General features: G+C 46.2%; 16 protein-coding genes. 12 read left to right on the top strand and 4 right to left on the bottom strand.

Going from position 1 to position 11,762, the window contains the following annotated elements:
- The first annotated feature begins 1 nt into the window (after position 1).
- Genes rplQ through IID12_03425 form a run of 3 tightly spaced genes read left to right on the top strand, consistent with a single transcriptional unit; the run spans position 2 to position 2,225 of the window.
- Complete coding sequence (rplQ, locus tag IID12_03435; protein ID MCH8288147.1) at positions 2-433, top strand: 50S ribosomal protein L17; 432 nt, start codon at positions 2-4, stop codon at positions 431-433.
- A 29-nt stretch (positions 434-462) separates the two neighbouring features.
- Positions 463-1,647, top strand: coding sequence for a family 10 glycosylhydrolase (locus IID12_03430; protein ID MCH8288146.1), 1,185 nt, complete (start codon positions 463-465; stop codon positions 1,645-1,647).
- A gap of 2 nt (positions 1,648-1,649) precedes the next feature.
- Positions 1,650-2,225, top strand: a complete 576-nt coding sequence (locus tag IID12_03425) for a cysteine hydrolase (protein ID MCH8288145.1) — start codon at positions 1,650-1,652, stop codon at positions 2,223-2,225.
- 109 nt (positions 2,226-2,334) lie between these two features.
- Here IID12_03425 and IID12_03420 read toward each other — a convergent pair whose 3' ends face one another.
- From IID12_03420 to IID12_03410, 3 genes are all read right to left on the bottom strand, one after another.
- Positions 2,335-2,694 (bottom strand): endonuclease domain-containing protein, encoded by a 360-nt coding sequence (locus IID12_03420; protein MCH8288144.1) that lies wholly within the window; start codon positions 2,692-2,694, stop codon positions 2,335-2,337.
- Between the two features lie 171 nt (positions 2,695-2,865).
- Positions 2,866-3,489, bottom strand: coding sequence for an ImmA/IrrE family metallo-endopeptidase (locus tag IID12_03415; GenBank protein MCH8288143.1), 624 nt, complete (start codon positions 3,487-3,489; stop codon positions 2,866-2,868).
- Positions 3,468-3,965, bottom strand: a complete 498-nt coding sequence (locus IID12_03410; protein MCH8288142.1) for a helix-turn-helix transcriptional regulator — start codon at positions 3,963-3,965, stop codon at positions 3,468-3,470. Before IID12_03410 ends, IID12_03415 begins: the two co-directional genes overlap by 22 nt.
- A gap of 275 nt (positions 3,966-4,240) precedes the next feature.
- Between IID12_03410 and IID12_03405 the strand changes: the two genes are divergently transcribed.
- The 7 genes from IID12_03405 (at position 4,241) to IID12_03375 (ending at position 8,302) form a co-directional block, all read left to right on the top strand.
- On the top strand, positions 4,241-4,582 hold the full coding sequence (locus tag IID12_03405) for a hypothetical protein (protein MCH8288141.1): 342 nt from the start codon (positions 4,241-4,243) through the stop codon (positions 4,580-4,582).
- A gap of 204 nt (positions 4,583-4,786) precedes the next feature.
- On the top strand, positions 4,787-5,134 hold the full coding sequence (locus IID12_03400; protein MCH8288140.1) for a hypothetical protein: 348 nt from the start codon (positions 4,787-4,789) through the stop codon (positions 5,132-5,134).
- A gap of 147 nt (positions 5,135-5,281) precedes the next feature.
- Positions 5,282-5,650, top strand: a complete 369-nt coding sequence (locus tag IID12_03395) for a hypothetical protein (protein ID MCH8288139.1) — start codon at positions 5,282-5,284, stop codon at positions 5,648-5,650.
- Positions 5,647-5,880 carry a hypothetical protein gene (locus tag IID12_03390; protein ID MCH8288138.1) on the top strand — a complete coding sequence of 78 codons (234 nt, stop codon included), beginning with the start codon at positions 5,647-5,649 and terminating at the stop codon, positions 5,878-5,880. The genes IID12_03395 and IID12_03390 overlap by 4 nt, the downstream gene beginning before the upstream one ends.
- A gap of 117 nt (positions 5,881-5,997) precedes the next feature.
- Positions 5,998-6,291 carry a sigma-70 family RNA polymerase sigma factor gene (locus IID12_03385; GenBank protein ID MCH8288137.1) on the top strand — a complete coding sequence of 98 codons (294 nt, stop codon included), beginning with the start codon at positions 5,998-6,000 and terminating at the stop codon, positions 6,289-6,291.
- A gap of 65 nt (positions 6,292-6,356) precedes the next feature.
- Positions 6,357-6,599 carry a hypothetical protein gene (locus IID12_03380; protein ID MCH8288136.1) on the top strand — a complete coding sequence of 81 codons (243 nt, stop codon included), beginning with the start codon at positions 6,357-6,359 and terminating at the stop codon, positions 6,597-6,599.
- Between the two features lie 560 nt (positions 6,600-7,159).
- Positions 7,160-8,302: a hypothetical protein gene (locus IID12_03375; GenBank protein MCH8288135.1), complete on the top strand. Its 1,143-nt coding sequence runs from the start codon at positions 7,160-7,162 to the stop codon at positions 8,300-8,302.
- Between the two features lie 607 nt (positions 8,303-8,909).
- Here the strand turns inward: IID12_03375 and IID12_03370 are convergent.
- Entirely contained in the window at positions 8,910-9,809 is a 900-nt protein-coding gene (locus IID12_03370) for a branched-chain amino acid transaminase (protein MCH8288134.1), read from the bottom strand.
- Positions 9,810-10,198: 389 nt separating this feature from the next.
- Here IID12_03370 and IID12_03365 point away from each other — a divergent pair, with 389 nt between their 5' ends.
- Both IID12_03365 and IID12_03360 read left to right on the top strand, forming a co-directional pair.
- Complete coding sequence (locus IID12_03365; GenBank protein MCH8288133.1) at positions 10,199-10,972, top strand: type IV toxin-antitoxin system AbiEi family antitoxin domain-containing protein; 774 nt, start codon at positions 10,199-10,201, stop codon at positions 10,970-10,972.
- Positions 10,969-11,762, top strand: a 794-nt coding sequence (locus IID12_03360) for a nucleotidyl transferase AbiEii/AbiGii toxin family protein (protein MCH8288132.1), incomplete at its 3' end; no start/stop codon positions are given. The genes IID12_03365 and IID12_03360, both read left to right, overlap by 4 nt.

The following is an 11,762-nucleotide window of genomic DNA, read 5'->3' as shown; positions in this document are numbered from 1 at the left end:
GATGAGGCACCGGAAAAAACTCAGAAAGCTCGGCAAAACAGCGAGTCACAGAAAGGCGATGCTAAAAAACATGGTCGCCTCGTTATTCGAGCACAAACAGATCAAAACGACTCACGCTAAGGCAAAAGAAGCGAGGAGGCTCGCCGAACGGCTGATAACGTTCGCTAAAAGAGGCGATCTCGCCGCCCGAAGGCAGGTACTGAGGTATATTCCGAACAAAGCTCTCGTCCGAACGCTCTTCGACGATATAGCTCCTCAATACTCGGAAAGGATCGGCGGTTATACTCGAGTCATAAAACTCGGATTCAGGGAAGGCGACGGAGCGGCTATGTCAATCCTTGAGCTCGTCGATATAGAAAAACCCGTAGTCGAGAAGAAAGAGAAAAAAGAAGGGATCACGGATAAGATCCGAAAAGTCCGGTCAGGCGGATAGAATCAGAATCCGAAATCTTTCCTAAACGGATGACTTTCGTAAATATAAGTATTAATGGCAGTCTGAAAAGGCTGCCTTTTCTTTTACCATTGATGCTGTTCTGCGCTTCGATTTCATTTGCTCAAATACCCGATGGAAATCATATCAAAGCGTTCTGGGTCATCAGGGACAGGATGACGACCAAAAGCAGCGTGGCGGAGATTGTGCGTACCGCAAAGAAATACGGATTCAATCATATATTCGCTCAGGTAAGAGGGAGGGGAGACGCATATTACCACAGCGACATCGTGGAAAGAGCGCCGCAGGTGAAGGGAAGAAGGTTCGATCCGTTAGGCGAGCTCTTGGCGAGGGCGCACAGGGAGGGTATAAAAGTGCACGCCTGGGTCAACGTCTACCTCCTCTGGTCATCGGATAAAAAACCGAAATCGAAGAACCATCTGCTGAACCGTCATCCGGAATGGACAGCCCGGGCTTACGGCGATGTTATCGACGCTAAAAAGAACCGGAAACAATTCGATCTTCAGGGGTCGGAAGGGGTTTACCTCTCACCGGGACATCCGGCGGTGAAGGAATATCTGCTCGGTGTGTTGAGCGAACTCATGAACAAATACGACGTTGACGGAATTCATCTCGACTATGTGCGCTTTCCCGGACCCGAATACGGATATAATCAGAAAGCGCTCGACAAGTTCCGGGAGGAAACGGGAGTCGACCCGGAAATATTCATTGAAAACGGAGCGGAGATATCCGAATTGATCGGCTCTAAAAGCGTCGAGGCGTTTCATCGGCAGTGGACGAACTTTAAACTGAGAAGCATCACGTCGTTCGTAAACGATCTGAGCAAACTGATCAAAGCATCGGGGAAAGAAATATACCTGACGGCTGCGGTCAAGCCGGATCCGGTTTCCGCGCGTGAGAATAATTATCAGAACTGGGTCAGGTGGCTCAGAACGGGAATGATAGACTACGCCGTACCGATGAATTACAATACCGATCTTACCGAGTTTATGAAAAACGTGGATGCGATTTTGAATGTAGCGCCGCCGGCAAAACTCATCATGGGCATCGGAGCGTTCAATCAGAACCACTTCGACGTCGAGAGCAAGATATACAAGTCAAAATCACGCGGCTTAGAGGACTTCATCTTCTTTTCTTATAACGAAATCCTTAATGAAAAAGAATACGTCAAGGCGATTCAAAGAGCGATGGAGTAATTATGACAGACAAGAAAAACAGATTCTCCGAAAATACAGTCCTAATTATCATAGACGTTCAGAAAGGGTTCGACGACGCCGTCTGGGGTACCCGGAATAACCCGGAAGCCGAATCGAATATTGCAGCACTCCTCGAAGCGTGGCGAAATTCGGGACGACCGATTATTCATATACAGCATAATTCCCTAAATATGGAATCACCTCTTCACCCTGATAGCCCCGGTAATGCCATCAAAGAAATCGTCAAGCCAGATGCCGGCGAACATGTCGTTACGAAATCAGTCAACAGCGCATTTATCGGTACCGACTTAGAAGAGATCTTGCGGGATAAAGGCTATGAAACACTCGTCATTACAGGCCTGACGACAAACCACTGCGTATCAACCACCGCGCGAATGGCGGCTAATCTCGGCTTTAAAACGTATGTAGTTTCGGATGCGGTTGCGGCATTCGACAGGATAGACCACACTGGAAAGCATTATACGGCAGAAGAGATACATGATATTTCACTGGCAAATCTACATGACGAATTCGCGGAGATACTCGATAGTCAAAGCGTGCTTGCTGATTTAGAATAAAGCTAGTCCCCTCACAGGGCGAGGGGAAATGGCGCTCTCCTCCTCCCTTGAGGGAGGTGTTTACTGCCTCTCTCCCCTTGAGGGGAGTCCTCCGCAGGAGGGAGGGGTGTTATCGTTTGTTATTTTCAATATGTTCCTTTAGGGAATTAATGACTCCTTCCAAATTATGTTTTACATCGGAATCCCTAAACCGGATGACTTTTAGCGAAAGAGATTCAAGGTATTTCTGTCTCGCTTTATCACTTTCCATCTTATAATCATGAGTAATACCGTCTATTTCGATGACGAATTTTAAATCAGGTGAGTAGCAATCTACTATGTATTCACCAATAGGTTTTTGTCGTTTGAATCCATATCCCATCATTTTTTTGTTCTTCAGTTCATTCCACAAGTATATCTCTGCCTTAGTAGATTCTTTCCTTAGCTTACGGGCTATACTTTTCAGTTTTGGGTTATATTTAATAATCATGTGTGGTCACACCCCTCGTCCGTCCCGACCCTTCGGGACGGACACTCCCCTCGAGGGGAGAGGAATTTCGACCTCCTTCCTTGAGGGGGGAGTAATCGCATCCTCCTCCCTTGAGGGAGGTGTCCCGAAGCTTCGGGACGGAGGGTGTTATTCTGAAATCTACTGAATCTCTCACTCATCCTGAAACTGACCGCGACCCTCCGTGAAGAGGATGACGCGGCGGAAGCGGGTGCCGGGAGGGTCTTCTATATAGTTCGCCCAGCATTCCATCTCGCGGTTGCGGCGGTGGAGACGTTTGCGCTGCTTCAGACAGTGCTTGACAGTGTCGAACTCATAATCCTGCAGGGGTATCTTCCGGTCGCGGCCGATTAGGGGGGAGAGTATGCGGGCTGTCATATGGTAATTATCGAAGATGGTCATGACAGCGTCACGGTGTTTGAGGCATTGCCGGGCAATGACCTCGTGCGAACAGTGTGGAAATATTTCTTTAAGTTTTTCTATCGGTTCGTATGCGAGTCCGCGTAGCTCGGCAGGATCGAGCAGAAGATCGGCGGCGAAAAGATTTGCTTCCTCTTCCTGTTCCCATGTCTGTTCGGAGCCGGTGAGGTGGTCCAACTCGTAATGACCTATCTCGTGAGCGATAGTGAAATTCTGGCGTTCGGAGCGGTCATTTTCGTTCACTAAGATGACCTTAATACTGTTTAGTACGGAAACACAACCCCTGAGGGAGTCATCGAGATCTACGCGCAGTAGTCTGAAACCGTATTCCCCGGCTATTTTTTCCCCGAAATCCACTGGTCTTTGATGTTTTCCCTGAACGCTCTGAGCATATTGCGGATGCTTTTCTCCGGGACTTTTTCAAGCTTGCTGCCTCTGCCGTACAGGCTGCGGAGAAATTCCTCATCATCATCATCCAAATTCTCACCTAACTTGTTTTTGGAGATATATTCCTCAATAGAGAGGGTTGTGCGGGTATAAGATGAGTCGTGTTCAATTTCGCTGCCGCTTAATTCAGAAGTCAAAGTTTCTGCAAATCCTTCATTTAGAAATTCTTCAGGTCGTATTGTTACACCTATCCATCGCGAGCATAACATCGCAATAGATTCTAAAGCTCCCCGGGTGATGCCCCTTCCATTGATCCATGCGTTGACCGTTTGACGAGTTTTTCCCATCTCATCGGCAAATTCTTGCTGTGTCTTTTTAGCGACCTTAAGAAATATTGACACATTTAAGCCTATAGTAATCAACTGTTTATCAGTATATTTAGCCATAATATTTTACATACAACCTATATAATCAGAATATACTTGACATATAAGGTCATAAACTTTACATTTAAGCGTGAAAAGTTTACAAACACCTCTAAAATCTTACATATTGGTAACCAAATGTAAAGTAATACATTTCCAGCCGATTTGCAAGCAAATAGGGGAAAATCTACAGTGACGGGGGTGGAACGATTCATACTCGACTTCTGGACGGTTATGGCTCCTCTTCTTTTGGGTATCTATATCGGACGGCGAATTTTTCCCGCCGGTAAAAATTAGTGCTGCCTCCTCAATACGACACCTGGCTTGACGCAATACTGACGGGGGAAAGCGATCCCCCTATCTCTCTTTCGGATTATCAAAAATTGGGTATTGCGGGGAGAATGAAGTTCGTATCCGGATTAGGATTCGGTGATTATTTGGTTGAGAGCATGAAGGAGACTCTTTTTGAAAGCGATGAATTCGACACGGGTTTATATCTGATAGTAGACGGTTCTGAGGATGCGGGTAAAGCAATAGCAATAACAGCCGTCATGAACACGGGTGAAGGGATGCTCCTTGAAGCCGCCGACGCCCTCGAAGTGGTTTTGGATAATTTGCATAGTGATGATACAGAATAATTATAAGATAACACACCCCTGCCAGCCTCTGCTGGCTTTCCCCTCTCAAGAGGGGAACTCCAAACCTCTCCCCTCGAGGGGAGTGTCCCGAAAATTCGGGACGAGGGGTGTTTCCGCTGCCATTTCGTCAAATCACACCCTCCGTCTTCCGTTCCGAAGTCTCGGGACGGAAGCCACCTCCCTCGAAGGAGGAGGAAAAAGATAATGGGTAAGCGACCGGCATCGATGTTTTACTGGATGGACTTTGATAGAGACACGAGGGCGTTATCTCTTAAAGCGGTAGGAGGATGGATGCGGATCATGGGGCAGCTGCATTTTTCTCCCGAGCGGGGCAAGAAGCGGCAATCTCTCAGGTCCTGGGCAAACGTCATGGGATGCTCGACCGGGGAGGTCGAAAGGATAGTCAGAGAACTCAGAGAACACAAGATAGGAAAGTTCAGATTTTCAAACGGGTTACTGACCATAGAATCGCGCAGAATGAGAAGCGAAGAAGAGCAGAGAGAGAAGGATAATCAACGCGTCAGGCGTTTCAGGCAAAGCAATAAGTATTGAGAATAGTGAGATTGGAGCAAATATGAGATACGGCGATGTCATGGAATTGAAACGGAGTTGTAACAGCGCTATTCAGCTTCATATTCAGATTAAAGTGCGGGTTAGGGCTTGCCCTGACCGCAATTCGAAAGAAAGCGAAGGTAAATAGTGCGTAAACTCTCTCAAAATAAAGAAAAAGAGAGAGAGCTGTCGGTAGCTCAGCTTATAAGGGATCTGTTCTACAGCTACGGAATTACGTTTAAATACGGAGCAAAAGCGATACTTGAAGAGAACAAAAAGAGGGCCCGCGCCTACACTAATCTGGTAGAAGCTTACCGGAATAAATTAGTTAAAGAGGCGATCGGTGAGGCATGCAAAGAGTCGCCTAAAAAAATGCCGGGCGCATACGCAATTCTGAGTCACTGCAGGCGGATGCGCACGAAGAATAACAGTCTGATGTTAGCTGCCGGCGAGCAGCGGGGATTAGACAGTACTCACCGCTTCGACTTTGAAAAAGGCGAATGGATGCCGAAATGACACTGAATACGCAGATGAACGAGTTGGAGAAAACACATTTTGAAAAGGTGAAACAGTTCTGGCGCGAAGACGGGAAATATTCAAACTGGACGCTTGAAAATGACGATTACCGCTGCAAGGTCCGGATAGGTGAATTCCAGTGGTTTGAGTTCCGTCTGCGGCATGGGTGGGTCTTCGTGCCGAAGGAGAGGATAGGAGATAACCAACTACCACACACGGTGTTAGAGTAATAATTTAAATAATAACTTCAGTGCGATATAGAGATTTATAGTCCGCACTGAGAACGAAGCCACCACACACGGAGCTTCTTACAACGTTCCGGCAAAGCCGGAAAAGGAGGAAGTGCCGTGTCACTCGATTTCATAACAGAAAAACAGAGTTATTCCACCGCATTAGAGGAGTCGGAATCGTCGAACCGGCTCTACAAGCTGATGACAAAGCATCTGTGCGAGTTCATAGTCAATTCACGCAAACTCACAGAACGGCAGGTGGAGATATTTCTCCTGAGGGCGAAAGGGTTCACGTTCGAGGAGATAGGAGAGATGCTGGGAGTTAAAAAGCAGACGGTTCATGAGTCGTTTCAAAAGACGATCCAAATGCTGAAGCTGCCGGAGGAACCTGACGAATCCGAGAATTTATAGCGGGGAATCGTAATGAGTGCGGTTAGGAAATACCCAAACCCGCACATATAATTCGAGGAGTCAATATGTTCGCAATAGCCGGATATCTATTGTCAGCCGGGATGGTGGTGGCGGGAGTATTCAAGCTCAAACAGATAGCGGGGATGATAAAAGAGGCAAAGGAGCTCTTTCAGAAAGTCAGGATAGCGAAACATGCCGAATCAGAAGGCGGGAGAGATATAACTGCCAATGAATGGCGCGAGATAGCCGAGGAATCGTTAGACCTGCTTCAAGCAGCTCTCAAATGGTGGAAATTAGGGAGAGGATAAATATCATCCTCTAAACTGAATTACACACCCTCCCGAAATAGAATCGGGATAAACTCCACCCCTCTCAAGAGGGGATCATTTTACTCTCCCCTTGTGGGGAGTATCCGTCCCGAAGGGTCGGGACGGATGAGGGGTGTGATCGTTCGTGAGTGATAAGGATTGGGAATTCGCCTTTTGTCCGAGGGGAATAAAAATGAATCTTTTTAGTAATAAACCACCCCTTGTGTTCCCCTCCTTGAAAAGGAGGGGAAGATAGGAATGTGCGGTCAGGGCCAGTCCGACTTCATGCCAGGCGGGCCAGTCCGACTTCATGCCAGGCGGGCAAGCCCTACCCGCACACATTTGTCATTGCGAGACCTGATTTATCAGGTCAAAGCAATCTCTTCAGACACATGCCGTCTTCCGGCTCAGTCGGAATCCTCCGGAGGAGCTCTTCGTGACCTTCGGATCGGGCGCCTTTTGTTAGAGGGGGTAAAGGAGATCATATAAAAATATTTTATGAACCTCACAATGGGCAGAAACGGCTGCGCAGGTCGAAAGCTCGCTTCCGGGTGGCTGTTATGGGCAGGAGATGGGGGAAGACCACCTTCGCGGTGCATGAGATCGCCGAAAGGGCGCTCGATAAACCGGGTGTCTACTGGTGGGTAGGACCCGACTACGAGGCGGTCGAAAAGGGGTGGTGGATTCTGATGTCCGCTCTGCCTGAAGAACTGATAGTAAGTCAGAGGCGGAGTCTGCCGAAATTCATCGAGTTCGAGAACGGAAGCAGGATCTACTTCCGCACCGCAAGCAAGCCGGACAGGCTGAGAGGGGAGGGGCTTTCCGGGCTGGTGATAGACGAAGCGGCTCAGATAGACCGCCGCGCATGGGAGTACGTACTCGAACCGGCTCTGATTGATCACAAAGGATGGGCGCTCTTCATCGGTACGCCGATGGGAAAAAAGAGCTGGTTCAACGAGTTCTACCTTCACGGGCAGTCGCCGGACAAGGAATGGTCGGACTGGGAGTCGTTTCTTGCCCCCACATCCGAGAACCCGTTCATAGATAAAAACGAAATAGAACGCATGAAAAAGCAGATGCCGGAGGAGATATTCCGGCAGGAGTTTCTTGCGGATTTCATGGACGATAACAGCAGCGTATTCAGGATGATAGGGGAATGTGTTAAAGGTGATTATGAAGAACCGGAGTTCGGAAAACAATACGTTATGGGCGTCGATCTCGCCAAGCATGAGGACTACAGTGTCATCTCCGTTCTCAACCATGCCGGTCATCTCGTTCATTTCGACCGGTTCAATAAACTCGACTATAATTTCCAGAAGGGGAGGATAGTCAGCGCGGCGAGGCGGTACGACGCGCAGGTGCTGATGGACGTTACGGGCGTCGGCGATCCGGTTTACGACGACCTCAAACACAAAATCCGTGTTATACCGTACCGGTTCACGAACAAATCGAAGCAGGAACTCATAATGAATCTCTCCATCGGGATTGATAAAAGGAGCATAAGTTTCCCGCAAAACGCCGAACTGCTGACGGAACTCGAAAAATTCGGGTATCAGATATCACCATTCGGGAACATAGTGTACGGCGCGCCGTCGGGCTTTCATGACGACTGCGTTATCTCGCTCGCCTTAGCCTTCTGGCAGCTCTCACATAGATGGAGCATAAAGCATAGAGGGAGCGAGGCGGCGAGGGTTATTTATTGATGAAGTACACACCCCGCCTTTTGGCTCCACCAAAATACACCCCTCTCAAGAGGGGAATTAAAGGACTAATTCTTGATAATAAACCACCCCTTGTGTTCCCCTCCTTAGGAAGGAGGGGACTTCTTAATCCCATCTTCGATGGGATATGTAGGGACAACTCAGGAGTTGTCCGTGGGCGATTCCCCGCTTTTAGCGGGATAAACCTGAATCGCCCCTACATTCTAAACAGCGGGATTGGCTCACGCCTGTCTTCGGCTCTTCGTCATCCGGCAGCTGCCGGATTCCTCAGAATGACATTTTCCCTCCCCCTTTGAAGGGGGTGTCCGGCTGAGCCGGATGGGGGATGTTATCCTTCGTTTATCGCTAAATCACACCCTCCGTCCCGGCTCAGCCGGGACACATCCCTCCCGAAATAGAATCGGGATAAACATCCTCCGGAAGGAGTTCCTTCGGAACACCCCTCCCCGCCAGACCGATGTCCTGCCCGGCAAGCGGTCAGACGGGCGGGCTGGTTATTAGAGGGGAATAAAAGGACTTTCTTTTATTAGAAGTCACACACTGCGTAATTTCGTGACACCCCTCTCATGAGGGAGAGAAATTAAACCGCTTATTGGACTACCGTTAACCAGTTTTTGTATTTATCATCTTTGCCGTTTACGATATTAAAAAAAGTCGTGCGGATTTTTTCGGTCACAGGTCCCAAAGAGTTTTTGAGATCATGGTCGTCCAAAGATTTTATTGGGGCAACCTCTGCTGCCGTCCCGGTAAAAAATGCTTCATCCGCGTTGTAAATCTCATCTAACGTCAGCGGTTTCTCTTCAACTCGAATTCCGAGGTCTTCGGCGATGGTCATCACAGAATCTCTTGTAATGCCGGCTAAAATATTACCCGGTGGCGGCGTGAACAGATGACCGTCACTCACGATAAAAATATTCTCGCCCGGACCTTCCGCAACCTTTCCCTCATAGTCGAGAAGCAATGCTTCGTCATACCCCTGTGATGTTGCTTCTGTACCGGCTAAGATGGAATTTACATAATTGCCTGCGAATTTAGAAGTCGTAATGGATGATTTCGGGTGAAAACGCATGAATGAGGAGGTTTTTACATTCACCGATTCGGTTCCCAGGTAATTATCCCAATGCCAGACCGCGATTGACAGATTCACGGGCGCTCCCTCCGGGCGTAGACCCATCTTGCCGTATCCATAATAAGCGAGCGGACGAATATACCCGTTCTTCAGCTCATTTGCCTTGACGGTTTCTATAATAGCAGAGTTTATTTCTTCGGCATTAAAAGGGATTTGCATCTTTATGGAAACAGCAGAACTGATCAGCCTGTTTGTGTGGTCTTCCAATCTGAAAATAGCGGAACCAATCTCTGTGCCGTAGAAGCGTAATCCCTCAAATACTGCCGATCCGTAATGGAGTGAATGGGTGATGACGTGGATTTTGGCATCCTTCCACGGAACAAGTTTGCCGTCCATCCAGATATATTTTGACTCTAACATCTGAATTGATATTAAAACAATTTAAAACAGAGTGCAAGATTTATGGGTAGGCCGGATTTTAACATTACTCTAAAATAACGTTAAATCTATGTGCGAGTCGATGCTTGCCCCGACCAATGTCACCCTGAGCGGAGTCGAAGGGTGAACTCTTCCGGTAAGGTCATGGTTCTACCAAAGGGATTCCTACGGAAGAACCTGGGACCAATGGCTTAAAAGGATAGTGTTTGCCCCTGAGTATCGGTCACTTACGGTGTCAGGGTACCCAAAAGTGTTACCTGACTGTAAAAGGATTAGAAAGATTATCGATGTAAGTATTTATTAAATCAACAAAATATTGTTTGCATAAAGTATATAAATAAGACATATTATGCAAACAATATTATAACAAAATGAAACCATTAGAATTTATAAAATCGTTGAACAATAAAGGGATCTGGTCCTTTACCTCACAGGTAGCACAAAAGCAATTAGGTAATAGTACCCTGTCAGCGTTGCGTAAGCTTCGTAAGGAGGGGAGATTAATTAGTCCGGGTAGAGGATTTTATGCGATAATACCGGAAGAATATAGTATATCAGGTCGCATACCAATGGATCGATATATTGATAATTTAATGAGATACTACAAAGCACCTTATTATATAGGACTTTTGTCTGCAGCTGCATATTATGGTTCTTCTCATCAGAGTCCCCAAATATTACAGGTAATCACAAATCCTTCCAGAAGACCAATTAGAAAAGGAAGAAATAAAATTGTTTTTTACAGGAAAAAGAATGTTAGGAGATCTGAAAAAGTTTTGAGAAATACTCCAACTGGTTACATAAATTTATCCACTGTTGAGACTACTTTCTTCGATTTGATAATGTATTATCGTCGGGTCGGTGGATTAGAGCGAGTCTATCAAGTTGCTTCAGAGATGACAGGGCTGTTTACCGCAGGAGGACTATTGAAGTCGGCTAAGAATTTTCCACTTCCGGTTGTGCAGCGAGGGGGATTTATATTGGAGCGTTTAGGATTCCGGCAAGGAGTAAAAAGATTGAAACTATATATCATTAGAGAAAAGGCTCTTACAACGAATCTTAATCCATCCAGCACTATAATTAATTCATCTTTCAATGTTCCTTGGCGGCTCGTTATTAATGACGAGATAGAGATCGAGGAATGATTCCACAGGCCTATATCCTTGAGTGGCAAAATGAAGCCCCCTGGCAGAGTGACGATCAAATTGAACAGGATTTGATCATAAGCCGTATAATTGTTGAATTATATAATAGTGATTTTCTAAAAAATGAGCTTTTGTTTCGAGGAGGTACCGCACTAACAAAGCTTTTTTTAGATGAGCCGTTAAGATATTCGGAAGATCTAGCTTTTGTTCAAAGAAAATCAAGCGCTATTGGACCAATTGCGGATAAAATTAAAAGCATCATTGATCCCTTATTGGGTAAAAGTAAAACAGTTTCAGCGAAGGATTCTTTTAAAATCTTATACAATTTTAATCCGGAAAGTAATGCACAAAATCAAAAACGTGTAAAGATTGAAATTAATACTCGTAAACATTTTTTAGTGTATCCTCAATTGAGTTTGCCATACGAAGTTAACTCAATGTGGTTTTCAGGTGAATGCGAGGTAACAATATATGAGCTTGATGAGCTCGCAAGTACAAAATTACGAGCATTATATCAAAGAAAAAAGGGAAGAGATTTATTCGATCTTGACGTACTTCTCCGTAAAGGATTAATTAATGAAGATCGAGTTTTAAAATCGTTTCATCAATACCTTGATTTTCAAGGATTAAGTATTTCCTCTAACAGATTCATTGCCAATTTAGATGAAAAGCTAGATGATCCTATATTCATTCAAGATATGGATGCTCTAATCATTCCATCATATCGGTACGACCCAATTGAAGCAGGAGAAAACGTTAAAAGTCTAATTCGTATGCTTTATATGAGTTT

Source organism: Candidatus Neomarinimicrobiota bacterium, from assembly GCA_022567655.1.
Taxonomy (GTDB): Bacteria; Fidelibacterota; SORT01; order SORT01; family SORT01; genus JADFGO01.
Note: the sequence above shows the minus strand (reverse complement) of the source record. Positions and strands in the feature narration are given on the sequence as shown.

What these genes read in the sequence shown, in the direction of transcription:
- IID12_03425 (MCH8288145.1), top strand. Translation starts at nt 1,650, where the DNA reads ATGACAGACAAGAAAAACAGATTCTCCGAAAATACAGTCCTAATTATC.
- IID12_03420 (MCH8288144.1), bottom strand. Translation starts at nt 2,694, where the DNA reads ATGATTATTAAATATAACCCAAAACTGAAAAGTATAGCCCGTAAGCTA.
- IID12_03370 (MCH8288134.1), bottom strand. Translation starts at nt 9,809, where the DNA reads ATGTTAGAGTCAAAATATATCTGGATGGACGGCAAACTTGTTCCGTGG.
- IID12_03430 (MCH8288146.1), top strand. Translation starts at nt 463, where the DNA reads ATGACTTTCGTAAATATAAGTATTAATGGCAGTCTGAAAAGGCTGCCT.
- IID12_03390 (MCH8288138.1), top strand. Translation starts at nt 5,647, where the DNA reads ATGACACTGAATACGCAGATGAACGAGTTGGAGAAAACACATTTTGAA.
- IID12_03380 (MCH8288136.1), top strand. Translation starts at nt 6,357, where the DNA reads ATGTTCGCAATAGCCGGATATCTATTGTCAGCCGGGATGGTGGTGGCG.
- IID12_03400 (MCH8288140.1), top strand. Translation starts at nt 4,787, where the DNA reads ATGGGTAAGCGACCGGCATCGATGTTTTACTGGATGGACTTTGATAGA.
- IID12_03410 (MCH8288142.1), bottom strand. Translation starts at nt 3,965, where the DNA reads ATGGCTAAATATACTGATAAACAGTTGATTACTATAGGCTTAAATGTG.
- IID12_03365 (MCH8288133.1), top strand. Translation starts at nt 10,199, where the DNA reads ATGAAACCATTAGAATTTATAAAATCGTTGAACAATAAAGGGATCTGG.
- IID12_03375 (MCH8288135.1), top strand. Translation starts at nt 7,160, where the DNA reads ATGGGCAGGAGATGGGGGAAGACCACCTTCGCGGTGCATGAGATCGCC.
- rplQ (MCH8288147.1), top strand. Translation starts at nt 2, where the DNA reads ATGAGGCACCGGAAAAAACTCAGAAAGCTCGGCAAAACAGCGAGTCAC.